Origin of the sequence: Pseudoalteromonas sp. OF5H-5, from assembly GCF_021530695.1 — a bacterium.
In the GTDB taxonomy this organism is placed as follows: Bacteria; Pseudomonadota; Gammaproteobacteria; order Enterobacterales; family Alteromonadaceae; genus Pseudoalteromonas.
Map to the genome: position 1 here is coordinate 183270 of NZ_JAKGBF010000009.1, position 21202 is coordinate 204471.

A 21202-nucleotide genomic window follows, 5' to 3' on the forward strand; every position below is an offset into this window, starting at 1 on the left:
TGATGATGACATCGAAAATTATCTATACCAAAACAGATGAAGCCCCGGCTCTCGCAACTTACTCGCTATTGCCAATCATCCAAGCATTCACTAAGCCTGCAAATATCGAAGTTGAAACTCGCGATATTTCACTTGCAGGACGTATTATTGCGACTTTCCCTGAGTACTTAAAAGAAGAACAACGTATTGGTGATGCACTCGCTGAGCTAGGTGCACTTGCTAAAACGCCTGAAGCTAACATCATCAAGTTACCTAATATCAGTGCTTCAATTCCACAACTTCGTGCAGCAATTAAAGAATTGCAAGCTAAAGGTTACGCGCTTCCAGAGTATCCTTCTGAAGCAAAAACAGACGAAGAAGCCGATGTTAAAGCGCGTTATGACAAAATCAAAGGTAGTGCAGTAAACCCTGTACTTCGTGAAGGTAACTCAGACCGCCGTGCTCCAACTTCAGTCAAAGGCTATGCTCGTAAAAACCCGCATTCAATGGGTGCTTGGTCTAAAGACTCACAGTCTTATGTTGCATCAATGGCTGACGGTGACTTCTTCGGTTCTGAACAGTCGGTAACGGTTGCTGAAGCGACTGATGTTCGTATTGAGCACGTAGCGAACAATGGTGACATCACCGTACTAAAACAAAGCACGCCACTACTTGCGGGTGAAATCATTGACGCCTCTCGTATGAGTGTACAGGCACTACGTGAATTCTTAGCAGTACAAGTACAAGAAGCAAAAGATAAAGGCGTTTTATTCTCGCTACACATGAAAGCAACCATGATGAAGGTGTCAGATCCAATCATCTTTGGTCATGCTGTAAAAGTATTCTACAAAGACGTATTCGAAAAGCATGCGGCGACATTTGCTGAAATCGGTGTTGACGCAAGCAACGGTGTTGGCGACGTGTACTCAAAAATTGAGTCGTTGGACGACGCGAAGCGCAAAGAAATCGAAGCAGACCTTGCAGCCGTTTACGAGACAGCACCTGATATCGCGATGGTAGACTCAGACCGTGGTATTACAAACCTGCATGTACCTAGTGACGTGATCATTGATGCATCAATGCCTGCTGCAATTCGTTCAAGCGGTCAGATGTGGAATGCTGAAGGTAAACAACAAGATACGGCTTTTGTGATCCCAGATCGTTGTTACTCAGGTGTGTACGGCGCAACGATTGATTTCTGTAAAGAAAACGGTGCATTTGACCCACGTACTATGGGTACGATCCCTAACGTCGGTCTAATGGCACAAAAAGCGGAAGAGTACGGTTCACACGACAAAACGTTTGAAGCGCCATCAGCTGGCACAATCCGCGTTGTAAATGCGGCGGGCAACACTTTACTTGAGCACACTGTTGCAGAAGGCGACATCTGGCGTATGTGTCAGGTGAAAGATGCACCGATCAAAGACTGGGTAAAACTAGCGGTTAACCGTGCTCGCGCAACGAATACACCTGCCGTTTTCTGGTTAGACGAAGCCCGTGCTCACGACGCTGAACTTATCAAAAAGGTAAACGCATATCTGCCAGAGCATGACACTGATGGCCTTGAAATCTTAATCAAAGCACCAGTGGATGCAACACTATACTCTCTAGAGCGCATGAAAAAGGGCGAAGATACTATTTCAGTAACGGGTAACGTGTTACGTGATTACCTAACTGACCTATTCCCAATTTTAGAGCTTGGTACGAGTGCAAAAATGCTATCTATCGTTCCACTAATGAATGGCGGTGGCTTATTTGAAACTGGTGCGGGTGGTTCTGCGCCTAAACACGTTCAACAGTTCGAAAAAGAAAACCACTTGCGTTGGGACTCGCTAGGTGAGTTCCTTGCACTTGCTGCTTCTTTTGAGCATTTGAGCCAAACAACGGGTAATGCTAAGGCACAAGTACTTGCAGACACACTAGACGCAGCAACGGCTAAATTCTTAGATGAAAACAAGTCACCTTCACGTAAAGTGAAAGAGCTTGATAACCGCGGTAGCCATTTTTACCTTGCAATGTACTGGGCTCAAGAGCTGGCTGCACAAGACAAAGATGCAGAGCTTAAAGCTAAGTTTGAAAATGTTGCTGCGGAACTAACAGCAAAAGAAGCTGATATTGTTGCAGCACTAAATGAAGCACAAGGTCAAGCAATGGATGTTGGTGGTTATTACCAGCCTGAAGATGACAAAGCGTTCGCAGCTATGCGTCCTTCTGCGGTATTTAACGACGTACTAGCGTCACTGTAATCTTCGGATAACAGTCAAAAAGCGGCCTGAGGGTCGCTTTTTTGCTTGCAGGCGACACTCAGGAGCAATTGCGCTAAAATGCCATTTTTCGTGAACCTTAGGAATGTGGCGATGAACACAAGTAGTAGAGCCAATACAAATAACAAAAGAAAATCACATGCTAATAAGCCCGCATTCTCTAGACACAACACAGCACGGAAAAAGCCAATAACTAATCGGCTGTCAAAACCCGCCCTACCGCCAGAGCAAGTAAAAGTCGTTCTATTTAATAAGCCTTTTGATGTTTTGTGTCAGTTTACTGATGATCAAAATCGTCAAACATTGGCTGATTTTATTGATATCAAAGATGTCTATGCTGCAGGTCGCTTGGATAGAGATAGTGAGGGGCTATTGCTACTTACCAACTGCGGTAAATTACAAAACACCCTGACTTCTCCTAAAAAATCGACATATAAAACCTACTGGGTTCAGGTCGAAGGAGAGCCAAGTAGCGAATGCCTAAACGCGCTAAGAAACGGTGTAGAACTAAAAGATGGTCCAACTTTACCTGCCAAAGTGGAAGTAATAACTGAGCCCAATGTTTGGCCGCGTAACCCGCCGATAAGAGAACGCAAAAATATCCCAACAACCTGGCTTTCTATCTCCATCAAAGAAGGGCGTAATAGACAAGTTCGTCGTATGACGGCGCATATTGGTCATCCCACGCTTAGACTTATTCGCGCACAAATAGGTAAATATAGTCTGGGCGATCTTAAAAACGGTGAATATCGAGTGCTTTAGCATTTCCTACTAGGACTTTTCTCCTGCGCTTGAACGCCTCACGGACGTGCAATTTAAAGAGATTTGAGTATAATAAGCGCTTTCTATCTGAGCATTAAGATTAATAGCGAAATTATGAGCGATAATAGTCACATTAAAGTCATTGTCGGAATGTCCGGCGGTGTAGATTCTTCTGTATCTGCCTACCTTTTAAAACAACAAGGCTACCAAGTAGAAGGCCTGTTTATGAAGAACTGGGAAGAAGATGACAATGATGAGTATTGTGCAGCAGCTGATGATCTAAAAGATGCCCAGGCAGTGTGTGATAAGCTAGGTATTGAGCTACACACCGTAAACTTTGCTGCTGAATACTGGGATAATGTGTTTGAACACTTCCTTGAAGAATACAAGGCTGGCCGTACACCAAACCCAGACATCATGTGCAACAAAGAAATCAAATTTAAAGCCTTTTTACAGTTTGCAGCAGAAGCGTTGGGGGCAGACTATATCGCAACTGGCCACTATGTTCGTCGCGCAGAGCGTGACGGTAAATTCGTTATGCTTCGTGGAGATGACGAGAACAAAGATCAAAGCTATTTCCTTTACACATTAAGCCATGAACATATTGCGCAAACACTCTTCCCTGTGGGTGAAATTGAAAAGCCAGAAGTGCGTAAAATTGCAGAAGACCAAGGCTTAATCACACACGATAAAAAAGATTCAACCGGGATCTGCTTTATCGGTGAGCGCAAATTTAAAGACTTCCTTGCCAAATTTTTGCCCGCGCAGCCTGGTGTGATTGAAGATTGCGAAGGTAATCATGTTGGTGAACATGAAGGCTTGATGTACCACACGCTAGGTCAACGTAAGGGTCTATTAATTGGTGGTTCTAAAGAAGGCAACGGCGAACCTTGGTATGTGGTAGATAAAGATATCGAACGTAATGTACTGGTTGTTGGTCAAGGTAAAAACCACCCTCGCCTGTTCAGCAATGGTCTAAACGCAAATCAACTACATTGGGTCGACCGCGTAGGTCCGCAAGGTACAACTCGCTGCACGGTAAAAACACGTTATCGCCAAACCGACATCCCTTGTACGTTATTAGTTGGCCAAGATGGTATGGCACGTGTGCTATTCGATGAGCCACAAAAAGCCGTAACTCCCGGACAATCTGCGGTATTCTACGCAAATGACGTGTGCCTTGGCGGCGGTATTATTGAGTCGGTGATTAAATAATGCAAAACCAATACGTAATGCCTCTGGCGGCAATGTGTCAGATCAGTAAACTGGTACAAAAATGTGCGCGTTACGGCACCTTCAATGAAAATGAAGTTGAGGGCTTTTTAAAAAGCATTATTAATACTTCTCCTGAACGCCCAGAGGACGTTTACCCAGACAAATTTGCCATCAAAACAGGCTGTCGAACGCTAATTGAGCAGCTTTCGGCTGGCGGCGAAAAAGACGTTGAAATGGTTAAATATGTTGGCGCGATGATGCAATTAGAGCGAGTGCTAAGTAACGATAGCAAATCTCTTGATTTGTTAGCACAAAAAATTCAGCAAGTTGAGCGCCAGTTATTACACTTTGATATCTGTGAAAGCCAAGTTGTTGCCGCACTTGCCGACATTTACGGTCAAGTAATAAGCCCTCTTGGCCCTAAGATCCAAGTATTCGGTAAGCCTGAGCTATTAAAACAAACAGCAACACAACAAAAAATTCGGGCGCTATTACTTGCGGGGATCCGTAGTGCAGTATTGTGGCGCCAGCTCGGCGGTAAACGTCGTCATTTCTTTTTTGCGAAAAAGAAAATCATTACTGCTGCAAAAAGTTATATGTAATACCAATTTGTCTTAATACTTGCTCAATTTGAAGGAGCAAATCTGACGCTAACAGGGCTAAGAATTTCTTATTTAGAACAACTAAATAGCAAAATTTTCGCCTTGCCTATATGGATGTAGGTACCTTAGCGTGAGCAGGATGCGGAAGCGGTGTTATCGACTAGATTTTATCGCCTCAAAGTAGACCACTTAATTAATCAAGTTGGTATAAAATTCGTAGTGGTTCTAATACCACTATCTAAGTATCGTTCAAAAACAAATAGTTAGGAGTTATTATGGAGCTTTCAGCGTTAACCGCTATCTCTCCTGTGGATGGTCGCTATGGTAGCAAGACCAAAGAACTGAGAAGCATCTTCAGTGAATTTGGCTTGATCAAATACCGCGTCATCGTAGAAGTTCGTTGGCTACAAGCGCTAGCGAGCAGCGACGCCATTAAAGAAGTACCTGCTTTCAGCGATGAAGCCAACGCACTTCTTGATAGCATCGTTGAAAACTTCAGCGAAGCAGACGCAGCACGCGTAAAAGAGATTGAGCGCACCACTAACCACGACGTTAAAGCTGTAGAATACCTTCTTAAAGAAAAAGTAGCTGACAATGCCGAGCTAAATGCCGTCAATGAATTTATTCATTTTGCATGTACCTCTGAGGACATCAACAACCTTTCTCATGGCCTAATGCTAACTGAAGCGCGTGACACGGTATTACTGCCATACTGTGATGAGCTACTGAGCGCAATCAAAGACAAAGCGGTTGAGTATAAGTCAATTCCAATGATGACTCGTACACACGGCCAACCTGCTTCACCATCAACCATGGGTAAAGAGTTTGCAAACGTGTATGTTCGTCTGCAACGCCAACGCCAGCAAATCGCTAACGTACAAATGCTTGGTAAAATCAATGGTGCCGTTGGCAACTATAATGCTCACCTAAGCGCTTACCCAGATTACGATTGGCATGCACACAGTGAACGTTTTGTATCAAGCCTAGGTTTGACTTGGAACCCATTCACAACGCAAATCGAACCGCATGACTATATCGCTGAGCTATTCGATGCGATTGCACGCTTCAATACTATCTTAATTGACTTTGACCGTGACGTTTGGGGTTATATCGCGCTAAACCACTTCAAGCAAAAAACCATTGCTGGTGAGATTGGTTCTTCAACAATGCCTCACAAAGTTAACCCTATCGACTTTGAAAACTCTGAAGGTAACCTTGGCATTGCTAACGCTATCTTTGCGCATCTTGCACAAAAACTACCTGTTTCACGCTGGCAACGTGACCTAACCGACTCAACGGTTTTACGTAACTTAGGTGTTGGTATGGGTTATGCGCTTATCGCGTATCAAGCAACGCTAAAAGGCGTTAGCAAGTTAGAAGTCAATGCTGATCGTTTGCTTGCTGAGCTTGATGATAACTGGGAACTACTTGCAGAGCCAATCCAAACGGTAATGCGTAAGTACGGTATCGAAAAGCCATATGAAAAGCTAAAAGATCTTACTCGTGGTAAACGCGTAAACAAAGAAATCATGGCTGACTTCATCGATAACCTAGACTTGCCAAATGAAGTAAAAGCACAAATGAAAGAAATGACGCCAGCAAACTATATCGGTCGTGCTGAAGCGTTCATTGACGAACTAAACTAAGTATAAAGCGACACCAGCTTTTTACTACTTGGTATAGAATAAGCGAAAGAGTGCACTCTTTCGCTTTTTTATTACTGGAATTTCCCTATGTATCAACTGCAAATTAATGACCTTACCTTCGAACAATTTCTTGCCCAGTATTGGCAAAAGAAGCCATTACTCATCAAACAAGGATTCCGAGACTTTGAAGACCCAATTGAGCCAGAAGAACTTGCCGGCCTTGCAACTGAAGAATGCATAGAATCTCGAATTGTCACTAATCACAATAATAACTGGGAAGCCCATCACGGCCCTTTTGAACAATTTGATTTACTCACCGATAGCAACAGCACCCTATTGGTCCAAGCCGTTGATCACTGGCACCCACAAGCCGCACAATTAATAGAAGCGTTTAGATTTATACCAAATTGGCGCATAGACGATTTGATGATTAGCTTTTCGACTCCTAGTGGTGGCGTTGGTCCGCACTTAGATCAATATGATGTTTTTATAATTCAAGGACAAGGTAAACGTCATTGGCGAGTTGGCGAACGGGACAACAGCCTAAAGCAATTTGCGCGCAACAAGAGTCTATTACAAGTAGAGCAATTCGAAGCGGTCATTGATGCAGTTCTTGAACCGGGTGATATCTTATATATTCCGCCAGCTTGTCCTCACGAAGGTTATGCAGTTGAGAATGCTTTAAACTACTCAGTTGGCTTTCGAGCGCCTGATCAAAAAGACTTACTTTCAAGCTTTGCTGATCACGTAATTGATATGGAAGCTGGCAAACGCCGTTTTAGCGATCCAGAATTACAACTCAGAGCGTCTATTGGCGAAGTCACCTGCAGCGACCAACAACAGATAAAGTCTCTGCTCAATGCTTTACTTGAAGATAAGGCACTATACAGTCAATGGCTTGGAAAGACACTCAGCGAACCAAAACATGAGATGGATCTCGCGCCATTAGAACCCATAATTGATCCTCAGGAGCTTCTCGAGATCGCCAAAGATCACCCATTGGTTTATCGCGCTGGTGGAGTACGTGCTATTTACCAAATCTGTGACGATCATATTTTGTTCAGTGTTAATGGTGAAAACTATGAATTAGACCATCATTGTTTAGATGCCGTAAAGCAGCTAAGCGATCATGTTGTGTTTGAGTTTAATGCAATAATTCCTGCATTAAATAGTTTGGAATTTAAACAAACGTTAACTAAACTGATTAATGATGGGACCTACTTCGTTGAAGACAGCGATCCAGCCGATGCTGACTTCGATGAGGGCTGGGAGTAGAGCCTGTTAGAACAAGATAGCCGCGTTCACAAAAATAACAATATGCCGCGAAATCCTTTATCTTCAAGGTTTTCGCAAGCTCTAGCTTGTCGCTAAACAGGGAATGCAGGTGCAATCTGTAGATGGGGGCAGTATGAGTTATAGGATCAGTAGAGTAACTTGGCAAACCAAAAAATTGGAGCTAAAAGCGATACGTGAACGCGTATTTGTGTATGAACTTCATATTCCTAAAGAAGTCGAATTTGATCAGCAGGATATCACTGCTGAGCACTTAATCATTATTGACGAATTCGATGGGCCAGTTGGCACAGGGAGACTATGCGAAGACGGGTTATTAAGCCGCATTGCCATATTCAAATCTCACCGTAATCGAGATGCTTATGCTTCGTTGATCGGGGGACTTGTTGACTTGGCAAAAGACAAAGGCTTTGAAGATGTTTTTATCCAATGCATTTTGGATGAAGTGCCCGAATTTTTACAGTCGGGGTTTTCCACGCATGGGCACGTATTTATGGAAGCTGGCATTCCAAGACAGCGCTTGAAATGCCCTATTCAATCACTCAAGATGGAACCGTTTACGATGCTTCATTAGCCCAAAGTTCATCTTTAGCGAAAAGGTCATATAGACCGTGAGCTCGGTTTACTAGTAGATTAGCAAACTGGGCTTGTGTTTTTTCTACTGGCTTTGCAGACATAATTTCTTCTGCTTTCATTTGCCAATGGAATGAAAAATAGCGTAGTGCTTCACGTGCTGTCGCTGCAGCGGAAGCCTCAATATGATCCGTCGGTAGATTACCTGTGATCACCCAATACTTTTTGCCGTTTTGACCTTTGATTTTCCAAAGCGCAACCAATGGCTCAATATAACGACATTCTTTTTCAATTATACTTTGCGGTAGCACTCCTTTATCCGCGAGGTGTTTTTGTGCAGCTTGTACGCAGCTACGCTGCCATTGTATTGATCTTTGCTGCTGTTGTTCTGGTGTCAACGTCTCTTGCTGCGGTTGGTTTTGTTCTTCACTCATTGTTCACCCTTTTATTCTTTTTAGATTACCGAATAGCATTTTACTTTATCGTTATTTACGCGGTGTGTTTCAAAGCAAATTATTCAGCAAATCGGTTTTGATTCTTATACACCAAGCACTCAAACGCTTGCGAAGTTACCTGATACTAAGCTTTTGCAGTCATAACGGCAATACGAACGAAGGAATTTTGAGTTTATATGATTAATTACTGAACTGTAAGTTTCGAGAAAGTTTCTTTCTCTATTCTAGCCATATCAACATGATTACTTAAACTCAAGGAATACTGACTATGGCTAGATTATTGTTACTTATCGTCTTTTCATGTAGAGGCAATTAACGCTGCACCAAACAGCGCCGTATTTATTGTCAAAAATTTTAATCGGTAGATTGAAACCTCAAATCAATAACCAAAGAAAACCAAAGCTTTGTGGTTTTGAACTGCTGTATCGAAAATGAAGTTCACCGTTTCTATATAGGAAGTTTCGTTAGTATATGGCTCGTCACTACCAAGAAAAACCTGTCGACCCGACTCTAATTCTTCAAGAGGGACACTGTAGAATTCAGGCCAATCATCATTTTTGGGGATAGGAATAAATGCTTTATGATTAGATGGCGTCACATCTTCCATTATGTCTAGAAAGTCATCATGGCGAACCATCTCACCAAATTCTTGGCACAGCATTTCATATAGATAACCGTAAATAAAGTTGTCTTCGTCGTCCTCATCTGTACTCGTTCCATTTATAATATTCGCCATGCAAGCGGCATATCCCTTAACATCCAGCTCTTCTTCTTGCTCTGCAATTTCATCTCGATATTTGGATAAAAACCTATCCAAAAATTGCTGATCTTTACTTCCCCACACCGCTTTTACTTTTTCTGCATCAACTTGATATGCAATGACATTATAACTCATTAAAAATCTCCTTTTTGAGTAAAATAGCTGGTTAACTTCTTTGCAGCTGCTACAAGCGCGAATCTATACCAGCAAAAAATAACCTGCCAGCGCAATAACGATTACACTGGCGGCAAACGTAAACACTTTGCCAGAGCTAGCACCTCCTTCTTGACTGTCTTTGCTACAATCTTCTCTTACATGGGCAATCACTGCAGACTCTGATCGTAAAACCGTTGAAGCTGGACTAACATGGTCATTTGTTAAATCAACATAGCTATCGCCAGTTTGAGTACTAAGAGAGGGAGATTCATTTTTAAGCTGTGTGTCAATAACCGTGCTATCGGTTGCTTCGACTGTAGCTATGTCTTTATGCGCTTCTAAACTATCACATGTAGCCTGATGAGAAGGCCTATTAAGCTCGACCAGCGTAGAAGGTTCATTATCCAAAGCTGGATCTAACAATACTTGAGCTATTAAGGTATCAGTATTATCTTCTTTCGATTCAGGAAGTGTAGTCTCAGGCGCAATATACTCGGGGTGATACAAAGTGACGATCGTTTCACCTGCAACGACTGCTTGCTCAAGCTTTTTGATAAAATCGCACACTACGCCATCATTGGGAGCACAAACTTCAAGGATGGCCTTGTCAGTATAAACATCACAAAGCCTATCGCCACAAGCAACCATATCTCCTTCTTTAACATAGATTTCAATAACCGTTGCACTCTCGACAAAATCGGGTAATACATCGATCTGCACGTCAATATTGCCTTTTCCTTTCAACTCGTGGTCAGTAGTGATGTCTTCATTACTGAGCAGCTGATGAACTCTCTTCGATTCAAGTGCAACTAAGTGGTTTAATTCTGGATCCGGAGTGATTGACATAATAAGCGCATCAGTTTTCAAAACATCGCCTTCGCTCACCACTATTTTACCGATACGGCTGGCTTCTGGCGCTCGTAGCTCCAATACGACCTTACTCGTTTCGATATCACATAAGACTTGATCTTTTGCAACTTGATGTCCTTCAGCTACATAGAGTGTTGCAATTTTTGCAGTATCTATTAACTCAGGCAACACGGGTACTTTCATTTCAATCGTCATAATTTCCCTATTACGTTTAAGTATCCAATTAAAAGATGAGGCTCAAAACCTCAGATGAAAATCACTGATAATATGTCTAATTTAGTCGATTAACGTATTACAAAGTGGGGACAGGTGCAAGCTTCTCACTGCTCCAAAGGAAAGGAAATAGTAAACTGACTACCCACTCCTTCTTGACTCTGAACATCTATTTTCCCTTTGTGCTCTTTTACAATCGCATGAGTAACGGCAAGTCCCATGCCTGTACCTTCGCCGACAGGCTTAGTCGTAAAGAAAGGATCGAACAATCTAGGAAGCACATCAGCATCAATTCCAATTCCGTTGTCGCTAACGCTTAAGATAATATCTTGATCGTTACCCGGTGCGAGTAGCACTTCTATTGATTTATGCGATTTATGGCTCATGTCTACCGCATATTTAGCATTCACCAAAAGATTGATGATAGCTTGTTTTAGCGCTCCCTCCTTGCAAAAGATAGTTGGCACATCTTCGACCGCGACGGTTAGCTCGTATCCCTTAAGTTGCCCATGAAGTAAACGAAGTGTGTCTTCAACAATAGACTTTAGAGACGCCCTACCGAAACTATCGTTATTGGAGCGGGAGAAATTCATTAAATCGTTTACTATGGTTTTAATTCGCTCGCAGCCATGCAGCGTGTCATGAACGAGATCCGGCAAATCATTCGTAATTTCGTCAATACGTTGCCTTAAATATATATCAATAAGGCGAGCTTCCAATTGTTCTCCTCTCAATTCATTTCGCTCAAGTAATTTTACTGTCTCAAGCAACTGCAAGATTGGCGAGATATAGTAATTAAGTGACTCAAGGTTCCCCGCCACATATGCCAGCGGGTTATTTAATTCATGTGCAACGCCTGCAGATAGTGTCCCTAACGTCGCCATACGTTCGTTGTTTATTAATACAGCTTGTTGATTCTTAAGCTGCGCTAATTGACGTTCAAGTGTTTGGTTAGCCAAATATAACGCACGCGTTTTCTCTTCAAGTAATGACTCGACTTCATCACGTGCACGACGCTCTCTTAGATACGCCTTTTTATAGTCGTTATATTCAGACATCGAATTAATCCAAATGCAGAATGAGTACGCAATGTTTAGCGCCGCTGTGCATGCACTGTGGATGTTCAATTTTTAGTTTGCGACTGTAAAATTGGGCGGCACCATAAAGTAGCCCTTCCGCACAAAAACACAATTTACGATTCGAGCAATACTCTAATACGATAGTTTTGTCATCTTTCACTATCGCCGCAATAGAGGGGAGATTCGGCTCATCGTAGAGCTTTTTTACCTCCATGTGTATCACGCTATCGATAGATAAAACCAACTCTTCAAACGACGCAAATTTTGACGAGATACCTTTGTGCTTTTCCGCCAAAAATCCAAATAACGACTGTCCGAAAATGGCCAATACATCTGTCAATGGCTTATTCAATTTGTCAGCAACGCCTTGTGCTAACGCAAATAGCTCTGCATCTGGGTAGGATGTAGGGGAAACATAGACCCTTCCCTCGGGTGCATGTGCTTCGAGTAACTCATCCCAAGCTTGCATGCCAATCGCTTCTACAACTAATTCTTCTAAACCTCTAAATATCACGCCGCGCATTAAACTCTCCCTTAACAAAGTTGCTGCGTTATATAGTCAAGACTCACCTCGAAACAAGCCTTTGAATTAACAAGCTTGTTTCGTTCTTAATTAAGTGTAGAACAATATTTGGGATGTAATAGATCTTTCTCTATTCAGCTGTAGAAGTTTGTTCGTCAAGTTTAATTGTATCGAGTTCAATTCTTTCAAGCATAGACATATTGAGAAAGTTATCTAGTTCCTCATTATGCGCAAATACCTTTTCTTTTATGCCTTGATAGTAGTCATTTACAATTCCAGATAAATTGCGCTCCATCCAAGTTTCAACAGAGTCTGAGCGTTTAAACGCATCGGGGTTTTCTTCAACATCTTCTAAAATAGATAGCCACATATTGAGCTCAGCTCGCACAGGCATACCCTCTGACTGCTCCATTACGTCATTCATCCAACCGAGTCCCTGATTTTCATAGGCTTTTATCAGCTGATTGTATAACCTACTTTTTTCGTTATCGTCAGCTGGTGCACCTTTAAATTTAACGTATTCTCGATTGTCAGTTCTAAAGTATTCTGTATTCTCATTTTCGTAATTGAGTTTGCTCAATCTTGCGAACAGGTTATTCGGCTCCCGCGTATCCACTTCGTTTAACATTTCTATAAAAGTAGTTCGGTCATTTGCCTTAACCAAAGTTGCCATATCTAATATGCCACGACTCGTATCAAAATCAGAATTTGCTAAATGCGCGTTCAGATCTAAAAGATCACCGTCTGAGAATTTGTTATCAATGACAAATTTTGCATAGTCATTTAATAATTGGTTGTTCATGTCACCATACGCGTTTACATCTTCAAAAAAGCCTAAACCTCTTACATTTAAATCGAAATCAGCATGGCCGTCTTTATCAAGCAGATAAGCTGGTAAATTTGGTTCAGCGAAGACTTTATTGTCAGCTTGCTCCATCAGCTTAGACATGGTCTTCACCGTATCTTGTAATACCTCATCTGACATATTGCTAAGCTTATTTATTAGCTTGGTAGAATAATCATCCTTTTTTTGATCCAGTAAGTTGATAGTCAACGACTCGACAATAAAATCGGTGAGCTGTCCAAGCTCTTCATCAGTTAATCTGTTAGCAACATCAAGAAGTGCTTCAGTTGGTTTAAAGTGGGAAAACTTTATTTTTTGTTCTTCGTCCAAACGATCGAAAATAGCTAGAAATTCGTCAATTTTCTCTCTTCCTTCAAAATCACCATAGGTATCTTTATAAATATGGCCATTTTCATCCGTTCCCATATGCTCTCGATGAATCCCATAGCGCTTAAGCCCAATCATGCTGAGGTCTAGGTTGAGAAAAAATTCTTTACTGTATGTGACTGGTGATTGTGTGTAAGAAAAATCAATAGTTAATTCATTGTCTGAACTAGGTAATTGATTGGGCTCATCGTCGGCCCTATTTGTCGCAACTTCTCTGACCTTTTCATGTAGTTTTTCTGACGATGTTGAGTTTACAACATTGCCGTTATTCATTTGATATGGTGGTCTTATATTCATAACCTATATCCTTGTTACAAATTCAATTTACCGCGGAGTTATTAAACGTTATCGACCCACATAGAATAAACTTTACCCAATTTTGCTCCTTGTTTTAGCCTTACCTAATGTAGCTCGCCAAAATATCAAACCCACTGACGCTATCTTCAAAGTATCGCGCCTTTATCTCTACATATTCAGCATCACTGAAGAAGGACTCCATTGAAGCTTGATCAGGAAAATATATGGTAAAAAGTCGATTAGCTTGGCACCGTCCCTCTGTTAGCAAGGTTTCTGCAATATGAAAATCGTTACTAAATCCACCACCATATTGTCTTAAGATTGGCTTCATCACCTCACGATATTTGGCATATCGCTCGCTGTTATGAATTTCCATCGCCACTAACATCTCATACATAATTTAGCCCTTTTAAAGTAGTTATCATCTTAACATTGCTCATAAAGCTCCAGCGGCAAACCATCAGGGTCGCTGAAAAAGGTAAACCGTTTGCCTGTATATTCATCTATTCGAACAGGCTCTACAGCAACTTGATTCTGCACAAGGTGTGCAATACAAGCATCAATATCTGATACACTAAATGCTAAATGCCTCAGCCCTTGCGCCTCTGGATGTGATGGTCGCTTGGGAGGATTTGGAAACGAAAACAACTCAACCTGGCTCCCATCAGGCAGCGCAAGATCTAATTTATAGGACGCTCTATCTTTTCGATAGTTCTCCCTGAGTACGTGCAAACCAAGTACTTCGGTATAAAACACTTTTGATCTTTGGTAGTCAGAACAAATAACAGCGACGTGATGTATTCCAGATAACTTCAAGCACTTCTCCTAACTAATTTAATGTCTTTCAAATAAAAAAGCGGCAATTTGCATTGCCGCTTCACACACTCAAGTAGGAACTTGGACTACAAGTTGTAAAACCAAGCCTATTTTTTCATTACAAGCGAATGCCGCCGTCAATCTCAACGACACGTCCCGTAAAGAAATCGTTTTCAATGATATATTTTGCAGTATGGGCAATTTCTTGCGCTTCGCCAAGACGCCCTACTGGCTTCATTTTCACTAGGCGCTCTTTGGCTTCAGGCTTCATTGCATCGGTCATTTTTGTACGGATCACACCAGGTGCAATTGCGCCCACGCGAATACCAAAACGACCTAATTCTTTAGCCCAACTGGTAGTCATCGCAACGACACCAGACTTTGCCGCTGAATAATTGGTTTGCCCCATATTACCAGCGCGCGCAACGCTCGACATATTAATGATCACGCCACCGTTACCCGCTTCTACCATTTTGACAGCAGCTTCGCGGCCGCACAGGAAAACACCTGTGAGATTGACATCAATAACGGATTGAAATTGCGAAAGCGACATTTTATCGATGACTTGCCCGTCTTTTGCTTTGAGTAGCAAACCGTCACGCAAAATACCCGCATTATTAATTAATACCGAAATATCGCCGAAGTCATTTACGATCGCATTAAACACATTTTCGACGTCTGATTCTTGACTAACATTAGCGACATACGTGTTAACTTGGGTGCCGAATTGAGCTAGTTCGTGCTTCGCTTCTGCTAAAACGTCTTCTTGCATATCAATCAGGGCAAGTTTTGCCCCATGCTTTGCCATTTCAGTCGCCATGGCAAGACCTAAGCCTTGCGCACCACCGGTGATCACAACTGTTTTATTGTTAATATCCATAGTGTCCTATTTCTCTGAATAAAGCTTAAAAATCGCACTAAAGTCTTCACTGCCTTTGCCTTGATTTTGCATCAAGTTATACAAATTCTTCGCCAGAGCCCCCATGGGCGTCGCAGAATTCGTTTGCTGCGCAGATTGCATCGCAAGACCAAGATCTTTAGCCATTAAATCAACCATAAAGCCCGGCTTATAACCGTTCGAAGAAGGCACATTTTCTAATACGTCAGGACATGGGTTGTATAGCTCTAGCGTCCAGTTACGACCAGAGCTGTTTAGCATGATTTCGCTCAATACTTTAGGATCTAAGCCATGATCTACACCCATCTGCAGCGCTTCACTTGTGCCCGCCATTAGTATTGATAACAGCATATTGTTACATATCTTAGCGACTTGTCCGGCACCAATATCTCCAGCATGGAAGATATTCTTACCCATATTGGTCAGTACCACATGCGTACGTTCAAAGTCCGCTTTATTACCACCGACAATAAAAGTTAAGGTACCGGCCGCTGCACCTGCCACACCGCCAGACACTGGCGCATCGACAAATGAAATACCCGATTCTGCCAACTTGTTGCCAACAAACTGAGCAGATCCAGCATCAATGGTCGAGCAATCAATTACTTGTGTGTTTTTGCTAAGGTAATTAATTAATCCGTCATCACCGGTATACACTGCTCGAACATGTTTGCCTGCAGGCAGCATACTGATCACATAATCAGCTTCGCGACATACATCGCTCACAACCGTCGCCTTCGTCGCGCCACTTGCTTCAAGCGTCGCAACGGCCTCTGGGTTCAAATCGAATACACATACTTGGTGGCCAGCCTTTAATAGGTTAATGGCCATTGGACCACCCATATTACCTAAGCCGATAAATCCTACTTGTGCCATTTAAGTCACTCCTTATAAGTCACGCAATGGGTGATCGTTTTCATCCCAGCGAGGTGCAAAAAAGCGTTCTATTGCATCGTCTGTAACCTCGGCGACAGATTTAAATCGCCAATTGGGCTTGCCATCTTTATCGATAAGCAACGCACGTACACCCTCTTGAAACTCACCAAACTCGCCAGCCGTTACCGACATTCCTAATTCCTGCTTAAAACAGTCTCTTAGTGTTTTGCCTGCACTTCTAGTGAGCTGCGCTTTAACCAATGCAGCACTTAATGGTGAACCATGCTTTAATGCAGCCTGTGCCTTGCTTAGCCATTTGTTGTCAGTGCTATCCAACGCCAAAATAAACTCAACCTGCTCTGATAAAGTATCTTTCTCATCGAGCGCTTCGAATACCTTGATAAGCGGTTTAATTTCGCTTTTTGGCGGCGCATGAGACGCTTCATCTAGTGACAACAGCAACTGAGTAAGCTTTTCATGATTTAATACATTGGTTTTGCCCCAGTTCACTTCAACTAGGTTTTGTAACAGTAAGCTCAGTTTTTCTGAGTCCATAAAATGATCGGCGAGCCCAACCAGCTTGGCATCCGCAGCGTTAATGTTTGCAGCGGTGAGACCCAAGAATAGTCCAACGCCCTTTGGCATCTTATTGAGGAAATAGCTCCCTCCCACATCAGGGTATAAGCCAATGGTGATTTCCGGCATCGCGATGCGCGACGTTTCGGTCATCACTTTATGGCTTGCGCCAGCCGTTAAGCCCAGTCCGCCCCCCATGATGATGCCATTACCCCATAGTAGGATTGGCTTATCATAGTTATGGATTTGATAATCTAACCGGTACTCTTCACTGAAAAAGGTTTCGATCAATGCGTTACTCGTATCAGACGACATTTCGCGATATAAACTCACGACATCGCCGCCGGCACAAAACGCCTTCTCTCCAGCACCTTTTAGCATAACCATTGCTATTTGCGGGTCGTTTGCCCAAGCGTCTAGTTGTGGCGCGAGCAAACGGATCATATCGAGGTTTAAGGCATTTAACGCTTTTGGCGCATTTAATGTCGCCAGCGCTATTTTCATCCCGTTATGGCACGTTGCCTGTTCAAATATAACCGGCGCCTCTTCGTGATTTATTAGCTCAAATTCAATCATTAGCCATTTACCCAATTCGCTTTACGCTTCTCTAAAAACGCGTTTACGCCTTCTTTTTGATCTTGCGTATCGAATAGTGTTACGAACAGTTCGCGTTCAAGCGGCAATGCGCTATTGATTGTGCCAGTGCGGCCTTTTTGAATGAGAGCCTTACAAGCCGTCACCGCAACTGGGCTTTGATCTTCTACTTTCTTAGCAAGTTCGAGCGCAGCTTCCAGTGCTTTACCCTGCTCGACCACTTCTTCAACTAAGCCAATTTGCTGTGCTTTATCAGCTTTTAAGCGCTCACCGCATAAAATCATACGTTTTGCCCAGCCTTCACCCACAAGCCAAGACAAGTTTTGTGTGCCGCCAGCACAAGGTAACAACCCTACTTTCGCCTCAGGGAGTGCCATTTGTGCTTGAGCTTCGGCGATGCGGATATCGCATGCTAGTGCTACTTCTAAACCGCCACCCATTGCAAAACCATTGATAGCAGCAATAGATACGCCTCTAAAGTCGCTTAATGTTTCAAATGCCTCACCAAATACTCGAGACATATCCGCAGCGACTCCTTTGTCACCGTCGGCAAATACGTTTAGATCTGCACCTGCTGAAAAGAACTTTTCACCTTCGCCAGTGATCACTAACGAATAGATTTCTTTATCTGCGTTCAATTCGATTACTAGATTTTTAAGTGCAGTTAATGTGTCTTTTGTCCATGTATTCGCCGGTGGATTTGACATAGTAACAACGGCAGTATGGCCTTGTTTTTCGAGTTTTAATTGTGCAGTCATGATACTCTCCTTATAGGACGCTTGCCGCGCCTTCAGCTAAGATCCGACGTGCAATAATTACACGCATGATTTCGTTTGTACCTTCAAGGATTTGATGAACACGTACGTCACGTAAATGACGTTCAAGTGGATATTCTTTGATATACCCGTAACCACCATGAATTTGCAGTGCATCATCACACACCTTAGTGCCTACATCAGTGGCAAAACGCTTCGCCATTGCGCAATAAGTGGTCTTTTCTGGATCGTTGCTATCCAGCTTAAATGCTGCAAGTCGAACCATTTGGCGTGCAGCCACAAGTTCTGTATTCATATCTGCAATTTTAAATTGCAGTGCTTGGAACGCCGCTAACGGTTTACCAAACTGAGAACGCTCTTGCATATACTGCTTGGCGGTATTGAGCGCCTGCTGGGCTGTACCAATCGAGCAAGTTGCAATATTAATACGACCACCATCAAGGCCTTGCATCGCAAATTTGAAGCCTTCGCCTTCTTGGCCTAGTAGGTTGGCAGCTGGGATACGGACATTTTCAAGCGTGATAAGGCGCGTAGGTTGAGCGTTCCACCCCATTTTTTCTTCTGCTTTGCCATAAATAACGCCATCAGCATCGGCAGGTACAACAAAGGCCGAAATACCTTTTGGACCTGCTTCACCAGTTCTTGCCATTACTACCAATACGTCAGTTTCACCCGCGCCTGAGATAAACATCTTAGAGCCAGACAAAACGTACTCGTCGCCTTCTTTTATTGCTTTTGTTTTCAGCGATGCAGCATCAGAGCCAGAACCAGGCTCTGTTAGACAGTAAGAAGCCAGTAGCTCACCTGTTACTAACTGATCCATATATTTTGCTTTGGTTTCTTCCGTTGCAAAGCTCGCTATCATCCACGTTGCCATGTTATGGATAGTCAACATGGCGGTTGTCGCTGTACAACCCATTGAAAGTTGTTCAAAAATAATACTTGAGTCAAGGCGAGATAAACCCAGACCACCTGCCTCTTCAGGCGTATATAGACCGCAAAAACCAAGCTCACCTGCTTTTTGAATTACGTCTTTTGGAAAAATGTGCTCTTGATCCCATTTTGCTGCATGTGGAGCAAGCTCGCTCATTGCAAATTGGTGCGCCATATCGGCAAATGCTTGTTGATCTTCGTTTAGGTTAAAGTCCACGCTAGACCTCTCTTGCTGTTCTGACACCCTGAATGTGTGTCGGTAATTCTTATCGTTTTGGTAAAAAATAGCGTGCTCCCCCTGCAGAGCACGCTATGCAATATGAGTTATCTAAGGTTGATACTCATATTTGGACCACTGACAGCCTCATCGTCAAACCAACGTGAGGTAATCGTTTTGGTTTCTGTATAGAAACGCACGCCTTGCTTACCATAGGTGTGTTGGTCGCCGTAGAATGAGTTCTTCCAACCAGTAAATGAGAAGAACGGCAATGGCACAGGAATAGGAATATTAATGCCTACCTGACCCACTTCGATTTCACGCTGGAACTTACGTGCTGCGCCACCGCTTGCAGTGAATAATGAGGTACCGTTACCGTATGGGTTGTTATTAATAAGCGTAATTGCTTCATCTAAACTATCGACAAATACACAGCAAAGGACTGGGCCAAAGATTTCTTCTTTGTAGATATCCATTTCAGTTGTGACATTTGAAAACAGGGTTGGACCTACCCAATTACCATTTTCATAACCCTCAACTGTAAAATCAGAACCGTCTAGCAAACACGTTGCGCCTTGCTGCTTACCACTGTCAATCAGCGATAGAATGCGCGCTTTGGCCTGCGGCGTCGTTTGCGGACCATAAGCAGCTTCAGGATCATCCCAAACGCCAGGACGAACCTTCGCCATTGCGTCTCTTAGTTCCTCTACCCACTGTTGTGATTGCCCAACAAACACGGCAACTGAGATCCCCATACAGCGCTGACCACCCGCGCCGACCGAAGAGCCAACCAGGTTATTGATCACTTGTTCTTTTTTCGCATCTGGCATGATAACCATGTGGTTTTTCGCACCGACACACGCTTGAACGCGTTTGAGATTTTGCGTACCTTTGCTGTAAATGTACTGACCAACACCACAAGAACCTACGAAAGAAATCGCACGAATTTCCGGCGCTTCAAGGATCTGGTCAACCTGATCCTTACTACCGTGTACTACCTGTAGTACGCCTTTTGGCGCACCGGCTTCTTCAAACAATTCAACCAAGCGCATTGGCGTTAGTGGATCTTGCTCTGATGGCTTAAGTACAAAGGTGTTACCGCATACAATTGCCATTGGGAACATCCACAGCGGGATCATCGCTGGGAAGTTAAATGGCGTAATACCCGCACAAACGCCTAGCGGTTGGGTATATGAATAGGTGTCGATATTTCGGGCAACGTTTTCTACCGTCTCGCCCATCATCATTGAAGGGGCATTACATGCTTGCTCAACCACTTCAATACCACGCCATACATCACCTTTCGCATCTTCAAAAGTTTTGCCTAGTTCATGGCAAATGATGGTTGCGATTTCTTCTTGATGCTCTTTAAGAAGCGCTGCATAACGCATCATAATTCGCGCACGCTCAGTTACCGGAACATTACGCCACGTTTTAAATGCCTCTTGAGCTGAATGAATTGCAGCTTGTACTTCTTCGTTAGTAGCACAAGGTACTTTTGCTAACACTTCTTGATTAGCCGGATTAACAACGTCTAACCATTTGTCAGACTGAGACTGTGAAAATTCACCGTTGATGTATAAAGGTACTTGGTGCAT

General features: G+C 43.0%; 21 protein-coding genes. 7 read left to right on the forward strand and 14 right to left on the reverse strand.

Annotated elements, in window-relative coordinates; genetic code table 11:
• The first annotated feature begins 5 nt into the window (after positions 1 to 5).
• From L1271_RS14745 to L1271_RS14775, 7 genes are all read left to right on the forward strand, one after another.
• Positions 6 to 2225, forward strand: coding sequence for an NADP-dependent isocitrate dehydrogenase (locus L1271_RS14745; RefSeq protein ID WP_211866193.1), 2220 nt, complete (start codon positions 6 to 8; stop codon positions 2223 to 2225).
• Positions 2226 to 2336: 111 nt separating this feature from the next.
• Positions 2337 to 3005 (forward strand): pseudouridine synthase, encoded by a 669-nt coding sequence (locus tag L1271_RS14750; protein ID WP_010604917.1) that lies wholly within the window; start codon positions 2337 to 2339, stop codon positions 3003 to 3005.
• Positions 3006 to 3119: 114 nt separating this feature from the next.
• Positions 3120 to 4220, forward strand: coding sequence for a tRNA 2-thiouridine(34) synthase MnmA (gene mnmA / locus L1271_RS14755; RefSeq protein ID WP_010604918.1), 1101 nt, complete (start codon positions 3120 to 3122; stop codon positions 4218 to 4220).
• Positions 4220 to 4822 carry a high frequency lysogenization protein HflD gene (hflD, locus tag L1271_RS14760; protein ID WP_010604919.1) on the forward strand — a complete coding sequence of 201 codons (603 nt, stop codon included), beginning with the start codon at positions 4220 to 4222 and terminating at the stop codon, positions 4820 to 4822. The genes mnmA and hflD overlap by 1 nt, the downstream gene beginning before the upstream one ends.
• A gap of 275 nt (positions 4823 to 5097) precedes the next feature.
• Positions 5098 to 6468: an adenylosuccinate lyase gene (gene purB / locus L1271_RS14765; protein ID WP_102056909.1), complete on the forward strand. Its 1371-nt coding sequence runs from the start codon at positions 5098 to 5100 to the stop codon at positions 6466 to 6468.
• 87 nt (positions 6469 to 6555) lie between these two features.
• Positions 6556 to 7743, forward strand: coding sequence for a ribosomal protein uL16 3-hydroxylase (locus L1271_RS14770; RefSeq protein ID WP_235368155.1), 1188 nt, complete (start codon positions 6556 to 6558; stop codon positions 7741 to 7743).
• A 133-nt stretch (positions 7744 to 7876) separates the two neighbouring features.
• The gene (locus tag L1271_RS14775; protein WP_029215775.1) at positions 7877 to 8335 is read left to right on the forward strand and encodes a GNAT family N-acetyltransferase; all 459 of its coding nucleotides are present in this window, start codon (positions 7877 to 7879) and stop codon (positions 8333 to 8335) included.
• On the opposite strand, the gene L1271_RS14780 is transcribed toward L1271_RS14775, so the two are convergent.
• From L1271_RS14780 to L1271_RS14845, 14 genes are all read right to left on the reverse strand, one after another.
• A complete protein-coding gene (locus tag L1271_RS14780) occupies positions 8319 to 8768 on the reverse strand; it encodes a DUF4826 family protein (RefSeq protein WP_010604923.1) in 450 nt (149 codons plus the stop codon). The two genes, L1271_RS14775 and L1271_RS14780, sit on opposite strands and share 17 nt — an antisense overlap.
• Positions 8769 to 9168: 400 nt before the next feature.
• Positions 9169 to 9684, reverse strand: coding sequence for a DUF7691 family protein (locus tag L1271_RS14785; RefSeq protein WP_235368156.1), 516 nt, complete (start codon positions 9682 to 9684; stop codon positions 9169 to 9171).
• A gap of 63 nt (positions 9685 to 9747) precedes the next feature.
• Positions 9748 to 10770, reverse strand: a complete 1023-nt coding sequence (locus L1271_RS14790; protein ID WP_235368157.1) for a biotin/lipoyl-containing protein — start codon at positions 10768 to 10770, stop codon at positions 9748 to 9750.
• 125 nt (positions 10771 to 10895) lie between these two features.
• Entirely contained in the window at positions 10896 to 11846 is a 951-nt protein-coding gene (locus L1271_RS14795) for a sensor histidine kinase (protein ID WP_235368158.1), read from the reverse strand.
• A gap of 4 nt (positions 11847 to 11850) precedes the next feature.
• The gene (locus L1271_RS14800; RefSeq protein WP_039497675.1) at positions 11851 to 12390 is read right to left on the reverse strand and encodes a heme NO-binding domain-containing protein; all 540 of its coding nucleotides are present in this window, start codon (positions 12388 to 12390) and stop codon (positions 11851 to 11853) included.
• A gap of 130 nt (positions 12391 to 12520) precedes the next feature.
• A complete protein-coding gene (locus tag L1271_RS14805; protein ID WP_211857675.1) occupies positions 12521 to 13918 on the reverse strand; it encodes a hypothetical protein in 1398 nt (465 codons plus the stop codon).
• Positions 13919 to 14018: 100 nt separating this feature from the next.
• Positions 14019 to 14315 carry a DUF1330 domain-containing protein gene (locus L1271_RS14810; protein ID WP_235368159.1) on the reverse strand — a complete coding sequence of 99 codons (297 nt, stop codon included), beginning with the start codon at positions 14313 to 14315 and terminating at the stop codon, positions 14019 to 14021.
• Positions 14316 to 14344: 29 nt separating this feature from the next.
• Entirely contained in the window at positions 14345 to 14734 is a 390-nt protein-coding gene (gene gloA2, locus L1271_RS14815) for an SMU1112c/YaeR family gloxylase I-like metalloprotein (RefSeq protein WP_235368160.1), read from the reverse strand.
• A 118-nt stretch (positions 14735 to 14852) separates the two neighbouring features.
• Positions 14853 to 15614, reverse strand: a complete 762-nt coding sequence (locus tag L1271_RS14820) for an SDR family oxidoreductase (RefSeq protein WP_010604931.1) — start codon at positions 15612 to 15614, stop codon at positions 14853 to 14855.
• Positions 15615 to 15620: 6 nt separating this feature from the next.
• On the reverse strand, positions 15621 to 16508 hold the full coding sequence (gene mmsB / locus L1271_RS14825; RefSeq protein ID WP_235368161.1) for a 3-hydroxyisobutyrate dehydrogenase: 888 nt from the start codon (positions 16506 to 16508) through the stop codon (positions 15621 to 15623).
• Positions 16509 to 16520: 12 nt separating this feature from the next.
• Complete coding sequence (locus tag L1271_RS14830; RefSeq protein ID WP_235368162.1) at positions 16521 to 17660, reverse strand: enoyl-CoA hydratase/isomerase family protein; 1140 nt, start codon at positions 17658 to 17660, stop codon at positions 16521 to 16523.
• On the reverse strand, positions 17660 to 18436 hold the full coding sequence (locus L1271_RS14835) for an enoyl-CoA hydratase (RefSeq protein ID WP_039497662.1): 777 nt from the start codon (positions 18434 to 18436) through the stop codon (positions 17660 to 17662). Before L1271_RS14835 ends, L1271_RS14830 begins: the two co-directional genes overlap by 1 nt.
• A gap of 10 nt (positions 18437 to 18446) precedes the next feature.
• Positions 18447 to 19604: an acyl-CoA dehydrogenase family protein gene (locus tag L1271_RS14840; protein WP_010604935.1), complete on the reverse strand. Its 1158-nt coding sequence runs from the start codon at positions 19602 to 19604 to the stop codon at positions 18447 to 18449.
• A gap of 107 nt (positions 19605 to 19711) precedes the next feature.
• A complete protein-coding gene (locus L1271_RS14845; protein WP_045988107.1) occupies positions 19712 to 21202 on the reverse strand; it encodes a CoA-acylating methylmalonate-semialdehyde dehydrogenase in 1491 nt (496 codons plus the stop codon).

Excerpts from the sequence above, each read along its gene's own strand:
- mnmA (WP_010604918.1), top strand. The coding sequence starts at position 3,120 with ATGAGCGATAATAGTCACATTAAAGTCATTGTCGGAATGTCCGGCGGT.
- L1271_RS14770 (WP_235368155.1), top strand. The coding sequence starts at position 6,556 with ATGTATCAACTGCAAATTAATGACCTTACCTTCGAACAATTTCTTGCC.
- mmsB (WP_235368161.1), bottom strand. The coding sequence starts at position 16,508 with ATGGCACAAGTAGGATTTATCGGCTTAGGTAATATGGGTGGTCCAATG.
- L1271_RS14745 (WP_211866193.1), top strand. The coding sequence starts at position 6 with ATGACATCGAAAATTATCTATACCAAAACAGATGAAGCCCCGGCTCTC.
- L1271_RS14795 (WP_235368158.1), bottom strand. The coding sequence starts at position 11,846 with ATGTCTGAATATAACGACTATAAAAAGGCGTATCTAAGAGAGCGTCGT.
- L1271_RS14830 (WP_235368162.1), bottom strand. The coding sequence starts at position 17,660 with ATGATTGAATTTGAGCTAATAAATCACGAAGAGGCGCCGGTTATATTT.
- purB (WP_102056909.1), top strand. The coding sequence starts at position 5,098 with ATGGAGCTTTCAGCGTTAACCGCTATCTCTCCTGTGGATGGTCGCTAT.
- L1271_RS14780 (WP_010604923.1), bottom strand. The coding sequence starts at position 8,768 with ATGAGTGAAGAACAAAACCAACCGCAGCAAGAGACGTTGACACCAGAA.
- L1271_RS14845 (WP_045988107.1), bottom strand. The coding sequence starts at position 21,202 with ATGCACCAAGTACCTTTATACATCAACGGTGAATTTTCACAGTCTCAG.
- L1271_RS14790 (WP_235368157.1), bottom strand. The coding sequence starts at position 10,770 with ATGACGATTGAAATGAAAGTACCCGTGTTGCCTGAGTTAATAGATACT.
- L1271_RS14750 (WP_010604917.1), top strand. The coding sequence starts at position 2,337 with ATGAACACAAGTAGTAGAGCCAATACAAATAACAAAAGAAAATCACAT.
- L1271_RS14805 (WP_211857675.1), bottom strand. The coding sequence starts at position 13,918 with ATGAATATAAGACCACCATATCAAATGAATAACGGCAATGTTGTAAAC.
- L1271_RS14800 (WP_039497675.1), bottom strand. The coding sequence starts at position 12,390 with ATGCGCGGCGTGATATTTAGAGGTTTAGAAGAATTAGTTGTAGAAGCG.
- L1271_RS14810 (WP_235368159.1), bottom strand. The coding sequence starts at position 14,315 with ATGTATGAGATGTTAGTGGCGATGGAAATTCATAACAGCGAGCGATAT.
- L1271_RS14820 (WP_010604931.1), bottom strand. The coding sequence starts at position 15,614 with ATGGATATTAACAATAAAACAGTTGTGATCACCGGTGGTGCGCAAGGC.
- hflD (WP_010604919.1), top strand. The coding sequence starts at position 4,220 with ATGCAAAACCAATACGTAATGCCTCTGGCGGCAATGTGTCAGATCAGT.
- L1271_RS14785 (WP_235368156.1), bottom strand. The coding sequence starts at position 9,684 with ATGAGTTATAATGTCATTGCATATCAAGTTGATGCAGAAAAAGTAAAA.
- L1271_RS14835 (WP_039497662.1), bottom strand. The coding sequence starts at position 18,436 with ATGACTGCACAATTAAAACTCGAAAAACAAGGCCATACTGCCGTTGTT.
- L1271_RS14775 (WP_029215775.1), top strand. The coding sequence starts at position 7,877 with ATGAGTTATAGGATCAGTAGAGTAACTTGGCAAACCAAAAAATTGGAG.